20 protein-coding genes are annotated in these 19,954 nt (G+C 59.3%); 13 read left to right on the forward strand and 7 right to left on the reverse strand.

Annotation, left to right across the window (positions count from 1 at the left end):
• Window positions 1-64 precede the first annotated feature (64 nt).
• The 4 genes from AC1DWG_RS05745 to AC1DWG_RS05760 form a co-directional block, all read right to left on the reverse strand.
• Window positions 65-1,417 carry an LLM class flavin-dependent oxidoreductase gene (locus tag AC1DWG_RS05745; protein WP_477764367.1) on the reverse strand — a complete coding sequence of 451 codons (1,353 nt, stop codon included), beginning with the start codon at window positions 1,415-1,417 and terminating at the stop codon, window positions 65-67.
• Window positions 1,418-1,444: 27 nt separating this feature from the next.
• The gene (locus AC1DWG_RS05750; RefSeq protein WP_477787467.1) at window positions 1,445-2,413 is read right to left on the reverse strand and encodes an ABC transporter substrate-binding protein; all 969 of its coding nucleotides are present in this window, start codon (window positions 2,411-2,413) and stop codon (window positions 1,445-1,447) included.
• 274 nt (window positions 2,414-2,687) lie between these two features.
• Window positions 2,688-4,271: a rhodanese homology domain-containing protein gene (locus AC1DWG_RS05755; protein WP_477787468.1), complete on the reverse strand. Its 1,584-nt coding sequence runs from the start codon at window positions 4,269-4,271 to the stop codon at window positions 2,688-2,690.
• Entirely contained in the window at window positions 4,268-4,876 is a 609-nt protein-coding gene (locus AC1DWG_RS05760; protein WP_477764364.1) for a cysteine dioxygenase family protein, read from the reverse strand. The genes AC1DWG_RS05755 and AC1DWG_RS05760 overlap by 4 nt, the downstream gene beginning before the upstream one ends.
• A gap of 231 nt (window positions 4,877-5,107) precedes the next feature.
• On the opposite strand from AC1DWG_RS05760, the gene AC1DWG_RS05765 reads away from it, so the two are divergent.
• On the forward strand, window positions 5,108-6,013 hold the full coding sequence (locus tag AC1DWG_RS05765; RefSeq protein WP_477756364.1) for a LysR family transcriptional regulator: 906 nt from the start codon (window positions 5,108-5,110) through the stop codon (window positions 6,011-6,013).
• Between the two features lie 123 nt (window positions 6,014-6,136).
• On the forward strand, window positions 6,137-6,931 hold the full coding sequence (locus tag AC1DWG_RS05770) for a class II aldolase/adducin family protein (RefSeq protein WP_477787469.1): 795 nt from the start codon (window positions 6,137-6,139) through the stop codon (window positions 6,929-6,931).
• Window positions 6,932-7,079: 148 nt separating this feature from the next.
• Here the strand turns inward: AC1DWG_RS05770 and AC1DWG_RS05775 are convergent, their stop codons facing one another.
• Entirely contained in the window at window positions 7,080-8,168 is a 1,089-nt protein-coding gene (locus AC1DWG_RS05775) for an LLM class flavin-dependent oxidoreductase (RefSeq protein WP_477787470.1), read from the reverse strand.
• 372 nt (window positions 8,169-8,540) lie between these two features.
• Here AC1DWG_RS05775 and AC1DWG_RS05780 point away from each other — a divergent pair, with 372 nt between their 5' ends.
• From AC1DWG_RS05780 to AC1DWG_RS05810, 7 genes are all read left to right on the forward strand, one after another.
• Window positions 8,541-9,425: an ABC transporter permease gene (locus AC1DWG_RS05780; RefSeq protein ID WP_477755658.1), complete on the forward strand. Its 885-nt coding sequence runs from the start codon at window positions 8,541-8,543 to the stop codon at window positions 9,423-9,425.
• Window position 9,426: 1 nt separating this feature from the next.
• Window positions 9,427-10,227, forward strand: a complete 801-nt coding sequence (locus AC1DWG_RS05785) for an ABC transporter ATP-binding protein (RefSeq protein ID WP_477755659.1) — start codon at window positions 9,427-9,429, stop codon at window positions 10,225-10,227.
• Between the two features lie 37 nt (window positions 10,228-10,264).
• The gene (locus AC1DWG_RS05790) at window positions 10,265-11,290 is read left to right on the forward strand and encodes an ABC transporter substrate-binding protein (protein ID WP_477764360.1); all 1,026 of its coding nucleotides are present in this window, start codon (window positions 10,265-10,267) and stop codon (window positions 11,288-11,290) included.
• A gap of 48 nt (window positions 11,291-11,338) precedes the next feature.
• Window positions 11,339-12,151, forward strand: coding sequence for an energy transducer TonB (locus tag AC1DWG_RS05795; protein ID WP_477764359.1), 813 nt, complete (start codon window positions 11,339-11,341; stop codon window positions 12,149-12,151).
• Window positions 12,152-12,237: 86 nt separating this feature from the next.
• A complete protein-coding gene (locus tag AC1DWG_RS05800) occupies window positions 12,238-12,960 on the forward strand; it encodes a MotA/TolQ/ExbB proton channel family protein (RefSeq protein WP_477764358.1) in 723 nt (240 codons plus the stop codon).
• Window position 12,961: 1 nt separating this feature from the next.
• Window positions 12,962-13,363 (forward strand): ExbD/TolR family protein, encoded by a 402-nt coding sequence (locus AC1DWG_RS05805; RefSeq protein WP_477764357.1) that lies wholly within the window; start codon window positions 12,962-12,964, stop codon window positions 13,361-13,363.
• Between the two features lie 348 nt (window positions 13,364-13,711).
• Window positions 13,712-14,212: a hypothetical protein gene (locus tag AC1DWG_RS05810; RefSeq protein WP_477764356.1), complete on the forward strand. Its 501-nt coding sequence runs from the start codon at window positions 13,712-13,714 to the stop codon at window positions 14,210-14,212.
• A gap of 66 nt (window positions 14,213-14,278) precedes the next feature.
• Here AC1DWG_RS05810 and AC1DWG_RS05815 read toward each other — a convergent pair whose 3' ends face one another.
• Window positions 14,279-14,869 carry a helix-turn-helix domain-containing protein gene (locus AC1DWG_RS05815; RefSeq protein WP_477764420.1) on the reverse strand — a complete coding sequence of 197 codons (591 nt, stop codon included), beginning with the start codon at window positions 14,867-14,869 and terminating at the stop codon, window positions 14,279-14,281.
• Window positions 14,870-14,922: 53 nt separating this feature from the next.
• Window positions 14,923-15,084 carry a hypothetical protein gene (locus tag AC1DWG_RS05820; RefSeq protein ID WP_414873507.1) on the reverse strand — a complete coding sequence of 54 codons (162 nt, stop codon included), beginning with the start codon at window positions 15,082-15,084 and terminating at the stop codon, window positions 14,923-14,925.
• A 453-nt stretch (window positions 15,085-15,537) separates the two neighbouring features.
• Between AC1DWG_RS05820 and AC1DWG_RS05825 the strand changes: the two genes are divergently transcribed.
• The 4 genes from AC1DWG_RS05825 to msrA are packed head-to-tail and all read left to right on the forward strand — an operon-like array spanning window position 15,538 to window position 19,871.
• A complete protein-coding gene (locus AC1DWG_RS05825; RefSeq protein WP_477787471.1) occupies window positions 15,538-17,427 on the forward strand; it encodes an ATP-binding cassette domain-containing protein in 1,890 nt (629 codons plus the stop codon).
• A 13-nt stretch (window positions 17,428-17,440) separates the two neighbouring features.
• A complete protein-coding gene (locus AC1DWG_RS05830) occupies window positions 17,441-18,490 on the forward strand; it encodes an ABC transporter substrate-binding protein (RefSeq protein ID WP_477764354.1) in 1,050 nt (349 codons plus the stop codon).
• Complete coding sequence (locus AC1DWG_RS05835; RefSeq protein ID WP_477764353.1) at window positions 18,487-19,407, forward strand: homocysteine S-methyltransferase family protein; 921 nt, start codon at window positions 18,487-18,489, stop codon at window positions 19,405-19,407. The genes AC1DWG_RS05830 and AC1DWG_RS05835 overlap by 4 nt, the downstream gene beginning before the upstream one ends.
• Complete coding sequence (gene msrA, locus AC1DWG_RS05840) at window positions 19,404-19,871, forward strand: peptide-methionine (S)-S-oxide reductase MsrA (protein ID WP_477764352.1); 468 nt, start codon at window positions 19,404-19,406, stop codon at window positions 19,869-19,871. The genes AC1DWG_RS05835 and msrA overlap by 4 nt, the downstream gene beginning before the upstream one ends.
• Window positions 19,872-19,954: the final 83 nt, after the last annotated feature.

Here is a 19,954-nt window from a genome sequence, read left to right on the forward strand (position 1 = left end):
TCAGGCTCTTGTCAGATGGCGAGTTGGACGCAGGCTTGCCCCGGCAACAGGTTGAGGGATTCGCTCATGCCAGTGCCTCACTTTCTTCCCGGGTCTTGAGGGCGTTTTGCGCGTGACGGTTGGCAGGCACTTGCAGACCGAAGTTGTCGCGCAGGGTGCTGCCGCTGTACTCGTCGCGAAACAGGCCGCGCTGTTGCAGGACCGGCACGACCAGTTCGGTGAAGTACTGCAGGCCGTCCGGTAACAACGAGTTGATGATGAAACCGTCTGCCGCCCCTTCCTCGAACCATTTCTGAATCGCGTCGGCAACCTGCTCGGGAGTACCGACGAAGTCGCGCCGTGGCCTTGAGAAGCGCAGGGCGACTTCACGCAAGGTCAGGCCTTCGTCCCGAGCAAGCTGCTTGATCCGGTCCGATCCGCCTTTCTGGCTGTTGGACCCCAGATCGCCCAGCTCGGGGAACGGCGCATCCAGTGGGTACTGACTGAAATCGTGGTCATTGAAGGGCCGGCCGAGGGCGACGATTGCGTCCTCGATCGTCACCAGCTCCACGGCTTGCTGATAGCGGCTTTCCACTTCGGCTTCATCGCGGCCAACGATCGGGCGGATGCCCGGCAGGATCGACAGTTTCTGTGGGTCGCGTCCGAAATCGGCAGCGCGTTTTTTCAGGTCCTGATAGTAGGCGTGCGCATCATCGAAGCCTTCCTGGCTGACGAAAATCGCGTCGGAGTTTTCCGCGGCGAAATTGCGCCCGGCCTCAGAGGTGCCAGCCTGGAAAATCACCGGTTGGCCTTGCCGGGAACGGGAAATGTTGAGCGGGCCTTTTACCGAGAAAAATTCCCCTTTGTGCTCAAGGGCATGCAGCTTGCCGGGGGTAAAGAACTCGCCGCTTTGCTTGTTGTAGGCGAACGCATCGTCTTCCCAGGAGTCCCACAGGCCCTTGACCACATTCACATGCTCTTTGGCGATGCGGTAGCGAACGGCATGAGGCGGGTGTTCGGTCTTGCCGAAGTTATCGGCAGTGCCGCTGAGCCAGGACGTCACCACGTTCCAGCCTGCGCGGCCGCCGCTGATGTGGTCCAGCGAGGCAAATTGGCGGGCGACCTGGAACGGTTCGGTGTAGCTGACGGTGACGGTCGCTACCAGCCCGATGTTGTGCGTGGTGGCCGCCAGGGCCGAGAGAATGGTCAACGGCTCGAAGCGGTTGAGGTAATGCGGGCTGGACTTCTCGTGGATGTGCAGGCTGTCGGCGATGAACACGAAATCGAACTTGGCCGCCTCGGCCAGATGCGTCTGCTGCTTGTAGAAAGCAAAGTTTACGCTGGCATTGGGCTGGGCCTGCGGGTGGCGCCATTCGCCCCATCCGTGACCGACGCCATGGACCATTGCACCGAGTTTCAGTTGGCGTTGTTTGCTCATGGTGTTACTCCTTTATCCGTCGCATCGTTAGCGGGATGCCTGGTTGAGTGGGGCGCGCCTGGCGTTGAAGCTCTTGTCGAAACCTTGGGAAACGTCGATGTGTTTTCCGAGAATTCCTTCTTCCTGGTAGATGTCGGCGGTGGTTTGCAGACCGCCGATGACCTGGTCGTCAATCTGCACCGGTTGCATGTGCGTGCCCTTGGCCACGGCGATGTGCACGTCCAGCGGCAAGCCGGTGACGCGCGCCTGGGCGGCGGCATATTCCTCGGGATGGGCGTTGGTCCAGCGGTAGGCGCGATCGACCCGGGCGACGAAATCGTCCAGTTGCTGGCGTTTGCCGGCGATGGCCTGGCTGGTGGCGGCGAAGTACAAATGATTGGTCAGCAAGGTTTCGCCGCTGACCAGCACCTTGGCCTGGCTTTGGGTGGTGGAAATGGTGGTGTAGGGATCCCACGTCGACCAGGCGTCCGCGCTGCCGTTATCCAGCAGGATTCGCGACTCGCTCGGCAGCAGGTAGATGAACTGCACGTCGTGGGTGCTCAGGCCGGCATTGCGCAAGGCTTTGATCGCCAGGAAGTGGCCGATGGAGCCGCGGGTGGTGACGATTCGCTTGCCCTTGAGATCGCTGGCGTTGTTCAGCGGTGAATCCTTGGGCGCAAGGATGGCCGTGGTGTAGCGGCCCTCGGCGTGCACGATGCTGACAACCTTGATCGGCGCTCCGGCTCCGAGAGCGAACACGTAGGGCGCATCGCCCAAGGCACCGATGTCCACGGCCCCGGCGTTCAATGCTTCACCGAGGGGCGCGGCGGCTGGAAACTCGGAGAACTGGATGTCGTAGGGCACGTTCTTCAGCTCGCCGGAGACTTCCAGCAGCACTTTGACCGTGGATTTCTGATTGGCCACCAGCAATGGCTGAAGGTCGGCGGCGTGGCTGGTCGCACAGAAGGTGAGGGCGCCGGCGATCAACAATCGTTTGAAGGGCAGGGTAAGGCTCATGTGGCGTACTCCAGGTGGATCTTGCTGAATTGGGGTACCTCCGCCTGGAGAAGGGGTCGGTCTGGTGTTAACACTATTCCTATAAAAAGTGAGTGTGAAATTCTTTTTGGTTATATGTTAATTATAAAAAAAAGTAATTATATTTATATATAATATGCGCAGTATATGTTTTGTGCGGCCGTGATCCCGCAGGCGAGCCTTGAATAAAGAAGGGGAGGTGTGGAGCAGGAGAGCTTCCTGTGCCTTGCACAGGACACAGGAAGCGAGGGGCGCTTCAGATCACGAAAAATCCATGGGTGCCGTCGCGGGCCAGTTGGTCGACCAGTCCGAACTCCCAGTCCAGGTAGGCCTGCATCGCTTCGCGCGGGTTGTCGGTGCCTTCATAAGGACGGCGATAGCGGTCGATACGCGGTGAGGCCAGGCGGGTTTCGCCTTCCTCCAGGGGCAGTTGCGCGGCGATCCAGCTGGCCGTGCCACCTTTGAGCAGAAACACCGCTTTGCCCGTCAATGCCTCGACCTCAGCCACCGCCAGGCGAGCCAGCTGACTGCTGCCGCAGGTCAGCACGTAGCGTTCTGCTGGCGGCACCTTGGCCAACGCTTCGCGCAGTTGCCCGCGCAAGGCCCACCACGCACCGGGGATATGGCGTTTGACGTAGTTGGCGCTGCTAGTGAAATCCAGTAAGACAATGTCGCCATGGGTCAGCCATTCGGCCAGGGTCTCGGGGCTGATTTCCTCGGCCTGTGGTGGTGCGGGAACGGGCGCCTGCCATGCTCCTTTTTTGCTGAAGTGCGCAGGTTGCACGTCATCGAGTACATGCACTTGCCAACCCAGTTGTGCAAGCCACGAAGCCGACATGTTGGCCCGCACGCCATCGTCATCGACCAGCACCAGGCGCGCACCACGTACGCTGGCGAAGTGGTCGGTTTCCTGCACCAACTGGCCGCCGGGTGTCGAGCGGGCGGCGGGCAGGTGGCCGGCTTCGAATTCTTCCGGGGTGCGCACGTCGAACAGGTAGGTGCTGCGGGTCGGCTCCTGTTGCCAGCGTTGCAGGTCCGCCAGGGTGGCGCGGCCTACCCGGGCTTTGTCGGCGACGCGACGGGCATCGCGGGCAGCAATTTGCCGATGCTCTTCGCTGGTCGGCGCGAATTGGCGCGACTGCCCGTGCTGCAGTTTCTGTCCTGCCAGGGTCCAGCCGATGGTGCCGTTGCGCAAGGCCGAAACCGGGTTGGCGATGCCGGAGTTGATCAATGATTGAGTGCCGATAATGCTGCGGGTGCGGCCGGCGCAGTTGACGATGATGCGCGTGGCCGGGTCCGGTGCCAGTTCCCGGGCGCGCAGCACCAGCTCGGCCCCCGGTACGCTGATACCGGTGGGAATGCTCATGGTCTGGTATTCATCGAAACGCCGGGCATCGAGCACCACCACGTCGGCCTCGCTGTCGAGCAGTGCCTGGACTTCTTCCGCCGCCAGGGAGGGCGTGTGCCGCTGGCTTTCCACCAGTTCGCCGAAGGCTTTGCTCGGCACATTGACGTCGATGAACAACTCGCCACCGGCGCGGCGCCAACCGTCCAGTCCACCTTCGAGCAGGCTGACGTTGATGTAGCCCAAGTCTTGCAGACGCTGAGCGGCGATGCTCGCCAGCCCTTCACCATTGTCGTAGACGGTCACCTGGGTATTGCGCCTTGGAATTCGCGAGTACACCTCAAGCTCAAGTTTCGACAATGGAATGTTGGCCGCGAACAGCGGGTGCGATTCGGCGAAGGGCGCTTCTTCGCGCACATCCACCAGCGCCAGTTCTTCTCGGTTCAGCAGGGCCTGGCGTATTTCAGCGTAGGAGCGGGTGAGTGCAGTGCTCATAGGGCTTGGCTCTCTTTGGACAGATCCCAGATATTGGGGAGAAAGGCGTTGGAGTAACCGGAGATGAACAGCTTCTCGCTGCCGTCGGCCTGGTACACCGCGCGACGCACGGCCCCGATGTTGGCACCGTAGACATGGATGCTGATCGAGACCTGGTCATCAAAGGCGTTGCTGACCTGGTGAATGTCCCCGATTTTTGGCGACACCGCTTCAACCTGGCCCGGCCGCAATTGCACACGGCTACCGTCGGTGATCAAGGCGCCGTCGCTGTTGCGCTGGAAACCTTGCGAATACTCCGCGCCGCGCAACATGCCAATCAACCCCCAGACCCGATGGTCATGGATCGGTGTGCTTTGCCCCGGCCCCCAGACAAAACTGACGATACTGAACCGCTGCCGTGAATCGACATGCAGCAGGTATTGCTGATAGCGCTCGGGGTCTGGTCGGGCGAAATCTTCCGGTAGCCAGTCATCATGACTGACCAATTGACCGAGTAGCTTGCCGCCACGATGCAACAGATCACCCTCGCGAGGGTTACTGTCGATCAATTCCGCCAAGGCGCCTATGAATGCTCTGAGTCTCTCCGGGTGTCGGGCCTGGGTCATGGCGATTCCATCGTTCGTTGTGAAAGTTGACCCTTTGATTTAAGCATAATGTTTTATATCAATATGCGATTGTTTAATGATTAGGTTATAGCTGAAAGGAATTTATAACCCTTTCGCATAGCGCCATACGCTATTGATCGATCGCCCGGCGTGGGGGCGGGCTATCCTTCTTTCGACAATGGAACTATGCTTTTCAGACATCTTATTGACTGTTCTCTATGTGCGGGCCAAATGAAAATTGATGATATCGACGCTTTTGTCGAAGTGATTCGTTGCCAGTCCATCAGCCATGCCGCCGAGTCGCTGCAACTGACTCAGCCGGCCATCACGCGGCGCGTGCAGAACTTTGAGCAGGCGTTGGGTGTGGAGTTGTTCGATCGCAACACCAAACCGCTCAAGCCCACGCTGATCGGTACGCGGGTGTATGAACAGTGCCGTTTGATCCTGCGGGAAATGGATGCGCTGCGCGAGCTGGTGGCCACCGACGCACCGCCCACCGGGTTGTTACGCCTGGGCGTTCCGCAAACCATTGGCGATGTGGTGCTGCTCGATGCGCTCAAGCATTTGCGCATCGAATACCCCGAGCTGCGCGCTCAGGTGGCCACGGGCTGGGGCAGTCAATTGGTCGCAAAGATCGAGCGAGGTGAACTGGACGCAGCGGCGGCACTGTTCCCGGCCGGCAAGATTTTCCCGGACAACATTGTCGGCGAGTCGATTGGCAAGATGGAACTGGTGGTGGTGTGCGCCAAGTCCCAATTGCCCAAGCGTCCGTGCAAGCTCGCCGACGTTTACCAGAATGGCTGGATTCTCAATCCCGATGGCTGCGGTTTCCGTGCCGGGCTGCAACGAACCTTGTCGGACCAGGGGCTGGCCCTGAGTGTCAATCTGGAAACCTTCGGCACCGAACTGCAACTGGGCCTGGTCGCCGACGGCATGGGGCTGGGGTTGGTGCCGCGTCCGTTGCTGGAACGCAGCACGCATTTCGAACAGTTGGCGGTGATGCCGCTCAAGGACTTCAAGCCGGTGATGGACCTGTGGCTGATCTATCCGCATTTCCTTGGCAATCTGCAAGGGCCGGTCGATGCCTTTGGCAAACTGGTCGCCGGATCGCTGCAGAAGATCAAGCGTGCAGCGTGATGCTCGGGCAGGAATATAATAAAAAAAAATAATAATTAGCTTAGATTAAAATGTGCTTTTTATTATTTTTTGCCTTCCCATAGGCTGGCTGGAGATCCTTAAGGCCATCCAGGAAGTTTTGCCATGAGTAGCGTCAGTCCGTTATCCAGCGTCTCGAAAAATGTTCGCCAACGGGTCAGTCCCGAAGAATGGGAAGTGCGTGTAAAACTGGCTGCGGCCTATCGGCTGGCGGCCCTGTTCAAGTGGACCGACCACATCTACACGCATTTTTCCGCGCGGGTGCCGGGGCCGGACGAACATTTCCTGATCAATGCCTTCGGGTTGTTGTTCGACGAAATCAGCGCCTCGAATCTGGTCAAGGTGGACATCGACGGCACCATCGTCGACGACCCCACCGGGCTTGGCATCAACCCTGCCGGTTATGTGATTCACAGTGCGATTCATGCGGCGCGTCCGGACCTGCAAGCAGTCCTGCATACCCATACGCGCGACGGCATTGCGGTGTCCGCGCAGCGCGACGGGTTGTTGCCGATCTCCCAGCATTCGATCGGTTTTTCCGGGCGGGTGGCTTATCACGGTTACGAAGGCGTCGCGCTGGATCTGGACGAGCGCGAGCGTCTGGTGGCGGATCTCGGTGATAAAAGTGTGTTGATCCTGCGCAATCACGGCTTGCTCACTGCGGGCATCAGCGTCGAGCATGCATTCCAGCAACTGCATGGTCTGGAGCGCGCCTGCAACATTCAGATCGCGGCGCAGGCTGCTGGCAACGCTGAGTTGATCTTCCCGCCAGCCGAAGTGGTGGCCAAGGTCGAGAAACAGGCTGAGGTGTTCAAGAGCGGTGAAGGACCGGGCGTGGCGCGGCACTGGGATGCACTGATCCGTCAGTTGGAGCGTAGCGATACGTCTTACAAGGAATAGCTGAAGGCAAGATCAAAAGATCGCAGCCTGCGGCAGCTCCTACAGGTTTTGAGTACACCCGGGAATTCCCGGGTGTCCACGTCTCTGTAGGAGCTGCCGCAGGCTGCGATCTTTTGTGGTTATGAGGCTTGCCGGAGCAAGCTTAGGGTCAGGCGACTTTTTCCGCCGCTTGCCGCTCACGTTCAGCCACCAGTTTGCGGGTCAGCGGGATCAGGCGCTTGCCGTAGTCGATGGCGTCTTCAAGCGGATCGAAGCCACGAATGAGGAACGTGGTGATGCCCAGGTCGTAGTAGTCGAGCAAGGCTTCGGCCACTTGTTCTGGAGTGCCGACCAGTGAGGTCGAGTTGCCTTGTGCACCCAGCAGCCCGGCGATGCCGGTCCACAGTCGCTTGTCCAGGCGTGCGCCTTGGGCGGCAGCGGCGAGCAGTCGGCGAGAGCCCTCGTTGGGTGGTTCGCGGCGCACAAATCCGTTCTGTTCGGCCAGCGCGGTGGCCTGTTGCAGGATGCGCTCGGCGCGTTCCCAGGCCTGGTCCTCGGTGTCTGCCAGAATCGGGCGCAGCGACAAACTGAAGCGAATGCTACGACCGTGTTTGGCGGCCTCGGCGCGCACTTGCTTCACCACGTCGCGCACTTGTTCGTAGGTTTCGCCCCACAGCGCATACACGTCCGCATGCTTGCCCGCGACTTCGATGGCCGCCGTCGATGAACCGCCGAAATACAAGGGAATGTGCGGTTGTTGCGGTGACTTCACGGCTGAGTGCGCCCCCTCGACCTGGTAATACTTGCCCTCATGGTCGAAGGGTTTTTCGCTGGTCCATTCCTGACGCAGCACGTCGAGGTATTCGTCGGTGCGCGCATAGCGTTCGTCCTTGTCGATGTAGCTGCCATCGGCACGCAGTTCCCGATCATCGCCGCCGGTGATGATGTGTACGGCGGTGCGGCCGCCATTGAATACATCGAGGGTGGTGAACTGGCGTGCGGCCAGGGTCGGCGCGGCAAAGCCAGGTCGATGGGCAATCAGGAACTTGAGTTTTTTGGTCACGCTGGCGGCGTGCGAGGCAATCAGCGTGCTGTCCGGGCTGTTGGAGTGGAAGGCTATCAGAGCCCGGTCAAACCCGGCCTCGTCATGGGCGCGTGCCACTGCTTCCACATAGTCGGGCTGCAGGACAGGACCGCTGCGAGGGTGGATTTCCGAAGATTGGTGACCGCCGATGTAGCCGATGAATTCAATCGTCATGGGGAGTTCCTTTTCATTGAATAGGTGTGATTCAAGCCTCCACCTGGCATTGGGGTCGGTCTGTAGGGCCAAAAATAGGCGTAGCGGCTGTGGCTGTGAAATGCCGTTTGGTTCTAAGTTAATTATTAAAATAATGAATGACTTAAATTGTCTTGTATGAGTAATGCGCATTTTAAGCGACGCCTTCCATGCAGCCCGCAGCGGCTGCACTTATCATGCAAACAATTTATCAGGCTGGCCTGCTATCTGATTTTTAATCATATTAGGTTATTCCCAAAAAGAATTTCACTGAGGTTTTTTATGCGAATAGCATGAAAACCGAAGCTCACGCATGGCACCTCTGGCCATGTTCTTTATGAGGAAGGAAGCCTGATGACTGAAAAAACCTTCGATACATCGAGCGCCAGCAGCTCGTTTTCCGTCACCAAGGCTGCTCGCCACACAGGTGAGTTGCAGGGCGCGTCGAGGCTGCTCCCCAATTGGCTGCGCAACTGGCGGACACCTGAAGTGTTGCTGCGTTTGCTCAGCCCGATCGCGCTGTTGCTGTTATGGGAACTGGCGTCGCAAGCGGGGCTGATCCCGCAGCGTGTCATCGCGGCGCCCTCGCAGATCGGCGGCACGCTCTGGGCGATGATTGCGTCCGGCGAACTGGGCAAGCACTTGCTGGTGTCACTGCAACGGGCGCTGGTGGGCTTGAGTATCGGCGTCAGTATTGGTGTGGTTGCGGCCCTGATCAGCGGGCTGTCCAAGCGCGGCGAGGTGATACTCGATTCACCGCTGCAAATGCTGCGCACCATTCCTTCGCTGGCGCTGGTACCGCTGTTTATCCTCTGGTTCGGCATCGGCGAATTCACCAAGATTGCGCTGATCGTCACCGGTACGACGTTCCCGGTGTACCTGAACCTGTTCGCCGGGATTCGCAATATCGACCCCAAACTGATCGAGGCCGCCAACACCCTGGGCCTGAGCCGCCGCGAGTTGATCTGGCACGTGATTCTGCCGGGTTCCTTGCCCTCATTCTTTGTCGGCCTGCGCTACTCCCTGGGGATTTCCTGGTTGGCGCTGGTGTTCGTCGAACAAATCAATACCACCGCCGGCATCGGCTTCCTGGCCAGTGATGCGCGGGATTTCATGCGCACCGATGTGATCGTCATTTGCCTGCTGATTTACAGCGTCCTCGGTCTGTTGATCGACGGACTGATCCGCACGCTGGAGCGTTTCGCCCTGGCCTGGCGCCCAACTTTTGTGAGGAATTGATATGTCGAGCATCGATCTTCTGGACGCGTCCAAAGCAATACATTCGGCAGCACCGGTACAACTGCGCAATGTGGTGCGCCAGTTTGGCCAGCAACGGGTCATCGATGGCCTGGATCTGGATATCGCTCCCGGCGAATTTGTCGCGTTGCTGGGGGCCAGCGGTTCGGGCAAGACCACTTTGCTGCGCAGCCTGGCCGGGCTCGACAGTATCGACAGTGGTCAATTGCTGGTGCCGAAGGCGAGGGCGGCGGTGTTTCAGGAACCTCGTCTGATGCCCTGGAAGCGCGCCTGGAAGAACGTGATTCTCGGCCTGCATATCCCGGACGCCAAGGCGCGCGCGGTACAGGCCCTGACCGAAGTGGGGCTGGCTCATCGGCTCGAAGCCTATCCGGCCACGCTCTCCGGCGGTGAAGCGCAACGCGTGGCGCTGGCCCGTGGTTTGGTCCGCGAACCCAAACTGTTGCTGCTGGATGAACCGTTCGCTGCACTCGATGCGTTGACCCGGATTCGCATGCATCGGCTGATCATCGAGTTGTGGCGTAAACACACGCCGGCGGTGTTGCTGGTGACCCACGATGTGGATGAAGCCATCCTGTTGGCTGACCGGGTCATCGTGCTGGCCAATGGCAAGATCGCCGACCAATTGACCATCGATCTGCCCCGGGCCCGAGACTCCGGCCAGGAAGGTTTTCAGGCCATCCGCGCGCGGTTGCTGGGTCTGTTGGGGGTTGAAGTGGAAGCCGTTGCCGTCGCTGAGCGCCGGGCACCCAACACTTCGGTCCGGCGTTTCGCCCATGGCTGATTTCGCTTCCAGTCTTTTGAATCAGGGAGGGGCCGCCATGTCGCTACGCGTATGGAAATCTGCAGCGGTGTTGCTCTCGGGAGCCGCACTGCTGCTCAGCGGTTGCGGTGAAACGGTCGACAACAAAACGGCATCCGCTGTTCAGTCTGACTTGTCCGGTGTGACGCTGGTGCTGGGCGATCAAGCCAAAGGCTTGCGCACCGTGGTCGAGGCAGCGAACGCGCTGGATGGCATCGACTACAAGGTCGAGTGGGCGAACTTCCAGGGCGCGGCGCCCTTGTTCGAAGCCCTGCGCGCCGGCGCCGTCGATCTGGCCCCGGCCGGTGATACGCCGGTGCTTGCGGCCGCCACCGGCGGGACACCGTTGCGCATCGTCGCCGTTCGGCGCAGTCAATCAAGAGGGATTGCGATCCTGGTACCCGCCGATTCGGCCATTCATGGCGTGGCGGATCTGAAAGGCCGAAACGTTGTGGTGTCTTCGGCCCGAGGCAGCATTTCCCAGTACCTGTTGATTCGTGCGCTGGCCAATGCCGGGGTCGACGAGAAAGACGTCAACATCGGGTTCGTCCTGCCGACCGACGCCCTGGCAGCCTTCAACGCCGGCAAGATCGAAGCCTGGGCCACGTTCGGTATCTATCAGGCGTTTGCCGAGCAGCAGGGTGCTCGAGTGCTGATCAGCGGCGAGGGCATCAACACCGGGCTGACCTTCATTACCGCCTCGGATGAAGTCCTCACCGACCCGCTCAAGCGCAAGGCGCTCAGTGACGTGCTGCAGCGTTTCGCCAAGGCGTTCGAGTGGGCCCGGCAGAACCCTGACGAGTACGCCCGGGTCTTCGCCAAGGTCAACGACATACCGCTGGATGTCTCGCAACGCCTGCGCAGCTGGGGCGACGAGTCGCTGTTGCCGGTCGAGTCGCGGGATGTCCAGGCCTTGCAGCAAGTCGATGATTTGTTCGTGGAAAAGAACATCTTTCCCCATCGCGTCGACGTGGAGAAGCTCACGGACACTGCGGTGTTTTCCGCGGCACCGTTGACGGTGACGCAGTCAGAGACGGCGCGGTAGTCCGGGTCGCGGCGCGTGTTCAATTTGATGAATTACAGGAGTCTATCAATGGGCAATGTCCAGAGCGCCGCCAGTGCCCTAGAGGTGTTCCGACACCCGCTACCCGGCGGTGAACTTCTCGACATCGGTCGGGTTTTTCGCGAACCCCTGGCGTTGTCGCGGCTGCACAGCACGCCCAAGCGCGTGTTGAGTCGTCGCGAAGTGGTCTTGTTGGGTGTGCTCGCGCTGGTGTTGCATGGTGCGGTCATTGTCTGGATCAACCAGGCACCTGCGCCTCAACTGCCCGTGGTGCCGCCGCAGATTCCACCGATGACCATCGAGTTCTCGCAACCGGCACCACCGGTGGTGGTACCCCCGCCGCCCGAGCCGATCCCGCAGCCGGTGGTCGAACCGCCACCGCCGGTGGAAGATGAACTGGCCGTGAAACCACCGCCACCCAAACCGGTCCCCAAACCAAAACCGGTGGTCAAACCTGTACCTAAGCCCGTGGCAAAACCTGTGGAGCAGCCGCAGGCGCCGCCTGCGCCACTACAACCGGTCGCCGCGCCAGCTCCTGCTGCGCCGCCTGCACCGAAACCGGTGACGCCGGCCTCGGCCAGCGCCGCTTACTTGCGCAATCCGGCACCGGAGTATCCGTCGCTGGCGATGCGTCGTGGCTGGGAAGGCACGGTGTTGCTGCGGGTACATGTATTGGCCAGCGGCAAACCGGGTGAAATCCAGATCCAGAAAAGCAGTGGCCGCGATCAACTCGATGATGCGGCGCTGGCAGCGGTAAAGCGCTGGAGTTTCGTGCCGGCCAAACAGGGCGATGTCGCCCAGGACGGCTGGGTCAGCGTGCCGATCGACTTCAAAATCAAGTGACTCAACCCTTCTGAATTACACCGCGGGCTACCTGACACAAGGCGCATCGCTACAACCGATCCAATGCCTTGCTGGAGAGCCTGACCATGAACCTGATCGCATCCCCTTTCGAATCCATCGAACACGCCGTCATCTGGCTGCTGATCCTCTTTTCCGTCGCGACCTGGGGCCTGGTCTTGCTCAAGGGTTTGCAGTTCACCCGCCTGAAGACGCAAGACCGCAAGTTCCATAAACAATTCTGGGCCGCTTCCAGCCTGGATTCGGCCGCCGAACTATCCCATGACCAGCCTGGCGCGGCAGCCCGTGTGGCACTGGCCGGTTATGCAGCGATTCAGGTGAGCGACAACCAGAACACCGATCTCAGTCAGTCGATCAACCACCAGGACCGTCTCGAGCGCGCCTTGCGTCAGCAGATCGTGCGTGAGCGGCGCTCGCTGGAAAGCGGCCTGGCCATCCTCGCCAGCATTGGCAGCACGTCGCCCTTTATCGGACTGTTCGGGACTGTGTGGGGAATCATGTCGGCGCTCAAAGGCATCAGTGCGGCGGGCTCGGCGAGCCTGGAAACCGTGGCCGGGCCGATCGGTGCTGCCCTTGTCGCCACGGGTGTCGGCATCGCTGTCGCGGTACCGGCGGTGCTGGTTTACAACTACTTTCTGCGTCGCCTGAAACTGACTGCCGCCGACCTCGACGACTTTGCCCATGACTTCTACAGCCTGGCGCAGAAGCATTCGTTCCGTGTGCTGTTGCACCCGGTATTGAGCAAGTCCGGCGCCACTGTCGCCGGTCAGAAAGTAAAGGAGGCCTCCTGAAATGGCATTCTCCACACAAGACAGCGATGAAGTGCTCAGCGAGATCAACGTCACACCCCTGGTGGACGTCATGTTGGTGCTGCTGGTGGTGTTCATCGTCACCGCGCCGCTGCTGACCAACTCCATTGCGATCAACCTGCCGAAGACCGAAGCGGTGGCGCCGGTGGAGCAGAAAGATCCGCTGGTGGTGAGCATCGACGACAAGGGCAAGGTGTTCATCAACAAAGACGAAATCCAGCCTGATTTGCTCGAGTTCAACCTGCAGGCCGCCAAGGCGAAAAACTCTGACGTGCGCGTGCAATTGCAAGCCGACAACGGGGTGAATTATGGCGAAGTGGCGCGGGCGATGGCTTCGATCGAACGGGCGGGGATTACCAGGCTGTCGGTGATTACGGCGAAGTAAGAAACGTTGAAGTCTCTCGAGTTTTTACATGATAGGGGGGCGTATGGTCCGTCTCCCGGCGGAGAAGAAAAACAAGTCGATACTGGTTAGATCGTTTATTTCTTTCAGTTATGCAAAAAGATTTAAGTTGCATATCCAAAGCCGATGAAACGGCGTGATGGCTTTAAAGAAATCTGCAATGGCAATTAAGCGGCTGCTAAAACAGTCGTAACTCCCCCTGGTACTTCATTAATCTGGCTCCGACGTCCGTTTTTGCTGCTGGATCACCCTCTTGCCGGCCATCCGCCAATCCTTAGAATCCCCTCCATCAGCTTCGTCCAACTCTCAAATCCTCCGGGGAACAACACCATGATGAACGCCATGCAGATGCAAATGCCAATGAACACCAACATGCCGATGATGGGCATGCCGATGATGATGGCGACCATGACCTGCGACATGATGGACGATGGCATGATGTGCAAGATGATGCCGGCCGCTGGCATGGACATGGCGATGTTCAAGAACAGCGCCGAAATGATGCAGATGATGATGAACTGCGGCATGCCGATGATGATGCATTGCGGCAACATGAGCATGATGTGCATGTCCCCGGCGAGCATGGCCATGCCGATGATGAACATGATGATGCCAATGCCGATGATGGGCATGCCGATGCCATCGATGAAGTGCGTGATGGAGTGCACCATGATGGATGACTGCATGATGTGCAAAATCATGCCGATGGCAGGCATGGACATGGACATGATGAAAAGCTGCTGCGCCCTGATGATGAAAATGATGAACGACTGCAGCATGCCGATGATGATGAGCTGCAATGGCATGCCGCTGATGTGCTGCACCTGCTGATCCTTGGCATCAGACATTAAAAAGCCCGGCAGGGTTAACCCTGCCGGGCTTTTTAATGTCTGCTTTTCAGTCCAGGCGTTCCGGGTAAGTCACCACTAGATACGCCACCGCCTCACTGTCGGCCGGGTTGCGGTAGCGGTGGGGCTGGTCCGCATAGAACAGGATCGAGTCGCCGGTGGAGAGCAGGTAGCGCTCGTCGTTGACGCTGATCTCCAGCACACCCTGAGCCACCACCAGGTTTTCCTGCACGCCCGGGCCATGCCCTTCGGACTGATCCACTCCCAACGGGCTCAGGCGCAGTTCGTAAAACTCCGATTGGCGCGCCACGTCGAACGGAAACAGCGCGCGGCTGACAAAGGCGCCGCTGGCACTGACCAGGCGTTTGCTCTGGCTGGCCGCCAGCACCGCCACCCCTTCGAAGGCCCGATGCTCCAGAAAGGCGGCCACCGACACCTTCAAGCCCTTGGCGATTTTGCACAGCACCTTGATGGACGGCACGCTGCGCCCGGACTCGATCTGCGCCAGCATCGCCCGGCTCACACCACACTGCCGGGCCAGGGCGTCAAGGGAAAGATGACGCTTGCCCCGCAGGCGTTGCAAGTTCTGTGCGACCCGTTCGCAGATCGGGTCTTCTTCCAACGGTTCCAGGTTGTTCAAATTCAGCACGGGTTCGTCGGCGCTCGCCAGAAAGCGCGAGGGTTCTTGCGCATTCACGCGTGACGCGTCTCGCTGGCTTTAGCGGCTTGCACCCACTGAGCGGCCTGCAAACCTGCATTGCGTGCGTACATTTCCCACATGGCCCGCGCCCGTTGCTGAGCCTGTTTGCGTTTGCGGTAGCTGGCGAAGTCGATGACGTTGGCTGTCGGATTCATGGGGCACTTCACTGTGGTGGTAAATGACGGGATGAACTGAGAGTACCCGGATAGACATATAACTATAAATACTGTTTTTTTATTTATTAATTCTTTTTGGTTATTTTAAATTCAGGCAATTGGACCGAGGTCTGACCCAAGGGACGGAACGGAGCAGCTTAAGCTAATTCCAAAAAGATATTTGTTTGTACTTTTTAAGATCTATTAGCTTTATAAACCTTAGAAAGTGTGCCGGGAGCTCCTGTGACTATCATTCAATCCTCTTTTGCGACTGCCCGGCCCGAGTCTGCTCCACGACTTCCGCAACCCTGCGACGATCAAGCCAATGAGGATGATGTGGTCCTCGAGCTGCGAAACGTCACCAAAGCTTATCTGCGAAAAAAAGGTTCTTCTGCGCCACCGGCAGTGAGCAATGTCAGCTTGAAGGTGCGTCGGGGCGAGGTCTTGTGCTTGATGGGGACGTCTGGAAGCGGCAAGTCGACGTTGTTGCGTCACATCAACCGCTTGATCGAACCCACGAGTGGTGAAGTCTTGATCGAAGGTCAAGCGATCAGCGGGTTGAGCCACAAGGCTTTACGTGATTTGAGGTCGCGACGCATCGGTATGGTGTTTCAGCATTTTGGTTTGTTACCTCACCGCACAGTGCTGGAAAACGTCGCGCTTCCATTGGAGTTGCGCGGCGAACGTGAGTCGATTCGTCACGCGGCAGCCTCCCTGCAGTTGCAGGCGGTAGGGCTGGAAGGTTGGGGTGAGCATTATCCGCATGAGCTCTCCGGCGGCATGCAGCAACGTGTCGGCCTGGCACGGGCCTTGGTGACGGAGCCTGAAATTCTGCTGATGGACGAGCCTTTCAGTGCTCTGGACCCAACCATCCGCCGAGATCTGCAAAGCCATTTCCTTGCACTGGCCCGCGAGCGCGGCATCAGCACCTTGCTAGTCACGCATGATCCGGCCGAAGCCATACGCCTGGCAGACCGAATAGCTGTGCTGCGCCATGGCCGTCTGGTGCAGTTGGGCACTCCAGAACAGTTGCTTGAACATCCCGCTGACGCCGAAGTCGCGGACTTTTTTCGGGATTGCACATCCACACCATCCCCTCTGTACAGCGTGGACAGCGTTAGCTTCAAGGCTCCAGAAAGTGAACTGCGTGAGCAGTCCGCTTCCCCTGGCTTGCGTGGGTGGCAAGCTCTTTTGCTGGGGCCGGCGGCCCTGGCGGCGCGGGGTAAGGGCGGATTGTTCTGGCTTACGTTTGCCAGCGAACTCGCGGCATTGGCCGTCCTGGGTCAAGGCATTGCCAGTTCATCGTTGTTTGCGGTGCTGGCGGCAGTCGCCGTGTTCGCTGCCAGCCGCTTCACTGCGCTCTCGCTGAGCCGCGCGCCCGTGCGACGAAACGCATCGGGTTGGGTTCTGCCCTTGGTGGTACTGCTGGTCAGTCAGGCCTTGGTGGTCTGGCGAGTCATTACGCCTGACACGACGAATGCAGTGCTGCAGTTCCCGGCCAATCGCCAGGCGCTACTGCTGGCAGCGCAGAGCATTGACGAATTTATCGGTTGGTCTCAGGTCACGTTCGAGGGGGCGTTTATCGGCGTGATCGTTGCCGTTCGCACCGTCATCGAAGGGATTGAAAACCTGCTGGGCTGGCTGCCCTGGACGGTGTCGGCGCTGGCGCTGGTGTTACTGGCCTGGCGTTCGGCTGGCGTCGCGTTGGCGCTGACCAGCAGCGCGGCGTTGTTGTACATCGGCCTGTTCGGCTTCTGGGAGCGAACCATCGCTACGCTGGCGCTGGTCGGTTCGTCGGTACTGATTGCTCTGGTCATCGGTGTGCCCACCGGCATTCTGCTGGCGAAGCGGGCGCTGGTACGACGGCTGCTCACACCTTTGCTGGATGTCATGCAGACGCTGCCAACCTTTGTCTACCTGATTCCTGCCGTGGCGTTCTTCTCGGTGGGCAAGACCCCGGCCGTGATCGCGACGGTGATTTTCGCGCTGGCGCCGATGATCCGTTTGACCTCGTTGGGTATTCAGGAAGTACCGAAGGACGCTGTCGAGGCTGCCGTCGCGCACGGCGCCAGTCCTTGGCAAACCCTGATCAAGGTGCAGCTGCCGCTCGCTCGCCGTTCGCTGTTGCTGGGGATTAACCAGACGATCGTCATGAGCCTGTCGATGGTGGTTGTGGCCGCGCTGATCGGCGCCGGCGGACTGGGTTATGACGTGATGACAGCACTGCGCAATATCAAGGGTGGCGAGGGTATGCTCGCCGGCGTGGCGATTGTCCTGTGCGCGCTGATCCCTGACCGAATCATTCAATCGAGCTTGCGCAAGCAAGATCACCTGCACAACTAACGTGAGACCTGTCATGAAGACACACTTATCGCGCACTGTGGGCGCAGCCGCGCTGCTGGCCTCCCTGATTCTCCCGGCAACCGTGTTGGCCAAGGACAAGATCGTCATTGGCGAGCAGAACTGGACAGGTGCAATCGCCATTCAGAACATCCTCGCAGAGGTGATCAAAACCCGACTGGACGGCGATGTATCGTACCTGGCCGGGGATGTCGCGGTGCTGTTCAGTGCCGCCGCGAAAGGCGACGGCTCGGTTGATGTGTTGACCGACATCTGGCTGCCCAACCAGTCGGCTGCCTGGGCCAGGTACGTCACGGGTGGCCCCCGTTCACTGGTGCCAAACGTCAAGCCTTATGCGGGCGAACAAGGGTTCTATATCCCCGGGTATTTGCAGGACAAATACGGCGTTAAATCCATCTACGACCTGAAAAAGCCCGAAGTGGCCAAGCTGTTTGAGCCACTGGGCGGCGGCAAGGCTGAGTTGCTGGTGGGGCCGGCGGGCTGGGAGTCGACTTACATTGGCCAGATCAAGGCCAAGGATTACGGGTTTGCCGATAAATTCGAGTCGGTGTCCACGGAAGCTTCGGTGACCTATGCCAAGCTGGCCTCGGCCTACAAGGCGCAACGTGGCGTGGTGTTTTATGCCTACACCCCGGACTGGATCTTCTCGGCCTATGACCTGCGTCGCCTGGAAGAGCCCGCATTTGACGGCTACGCCCAGGACAACAAAAAAGGTGACCCGCTTTACAAGGTCGATGGCTGCTGGAAATTCATCAGCCCGACGGTCGATCCCGACTGGCTGAGCAAAAGTCAGATTACCTGTGCCTTCCCGGATGCCAAGGTTCATGTCCTGGCGTCCGCAGCCTTGCAGACACGCGCCCCGAAAATTGCTGAGTTCCTGAAGAATGTCGCCATCGACCCGGCGCAGCTCAATGAGCTGATCCTGAAGATCGAAAAGGAAAAACTGCCGGCTGACGTCGCGGCCAAAGAGTGGGTTCAGGCGAACACCGCCAAGGTTGATCAATGGCTGTCCGCGTCGGCGCCTAAAGTGAGTGCAAGCCAATGAGTCAAGTCTCTTTGCGTTTACTCGATGGCGGTATGGGGCGCGAGCTGAAACGTATCGGGGCGCCGTTTCGTCAGCCTGAATGGTCAGCGCTCGCACTGATCGAGGCACCCGAGTTTGTGCTTCGGGCTCATAGGGCGTTCGTGGATGCCGGTGCCCGGATAATCACCACCAACAGCTACGCGGTTGTGCCTTTTCATATAGGTGAAGAGCGCTTTGCCGCGAAGGGGCGAGTGCTGGCTGAACGGGCTGGGCGGCTCGCTCGTCAGGCGGCGTCTGAGAGTGCCGAGCCGGTGACCGTGGCCGGCTCGTTACCGCCGGCTCTCGGATCCTATCGGCCGGACCTGTTCGATCATCAACGTTCTGTCACGATCCATCGAGAGCTTATTGCTGGGTTGCGGGCGCATGTCGATGTCTGGTTAGCGGAAACTCAGAGTTCTACGGCTGAAGTCAGGGCGGTAGCGGAGGCGCTGGGCGCAGAGCTCAAACCGCTGTGGGTATCGTTTACGCTTCTGGATGAGGTCAATGAGTCACCGCAACTGCGTTCCACTGAGCCAGTCGGCGAGGCGGTACGCGTGGCGGCCGAGTTGGGTGCGAGAGTCGTGCTGTTCAATTGCAGTCAGCCGGAAGTAATGGCAGCGGCACTGGCCGAAGCCCGAGATGTTCTTGATAGCCTCGACCAGAGCATTGAGCTAGGGGTTTACGCCAACGCATTTCCTCCCGTCAGCACAGAGGCCAAAGCCAATAGTACGTTGCTGGAGATTCGTAGCGATCTGGATCCCGAGTCATACTTGCGTTGGTCCAGATCCTGGGTAGCGGCTGGCGCCAGTATTGTTGGAGGATGCTGTGGCATCGGCCCAGAGCACATCGCGCAGTTGCACCTGCACTTGTTGGCGGACAGTGGGGGCGCTGGAACATGAGCGATCTTCAACAGGAAACACTGGTTGAGCAGGCGACTTTTGGTGCCGGCTGTTTTTGGGGCGCTGAGGCGTCATTCAGGACATTGCCGGGCGTGCTCGATACTCGGGTTGGTTTTGCACGGTCAGCCAAAGGTAAGTCTGAGGTGATCGAAGTCGTGCAAGTCGACTTCGATGCCAAGGTGATTACCTACAGCCGCCTGATAGAGCATTTCTGGACGCTGCATGACCCGACATCGGTAGACCGCCAGGGCGCGGATGTCGGGGTTAAATACCGTTCGGCATTGTATTTCTGCTCGGCTCAGCAAGCCCGGTTAGCGCTGGTCGCCAAGCAGCGGCTGGATGCATCGGGGCAGTTGAGCAAACCGGTGGCCACCGTCATATTGCCACTGGGTGAATTTCAATTGGCGGATGAAGACCAGCAACGCTATCTGGAAAAACACGGTGCCAGCGGCTGCGCCATCTGAATGCTCGCCGTATCATCCGCGCTGATAACGTACTCCTGATCACGAAAGGGGCTTTGAAAAGTCAGAACTGCCAGCACCCCGGA

Source organism: Pseudomonas sp. P4_B3 (assembly GCF_056402295.1).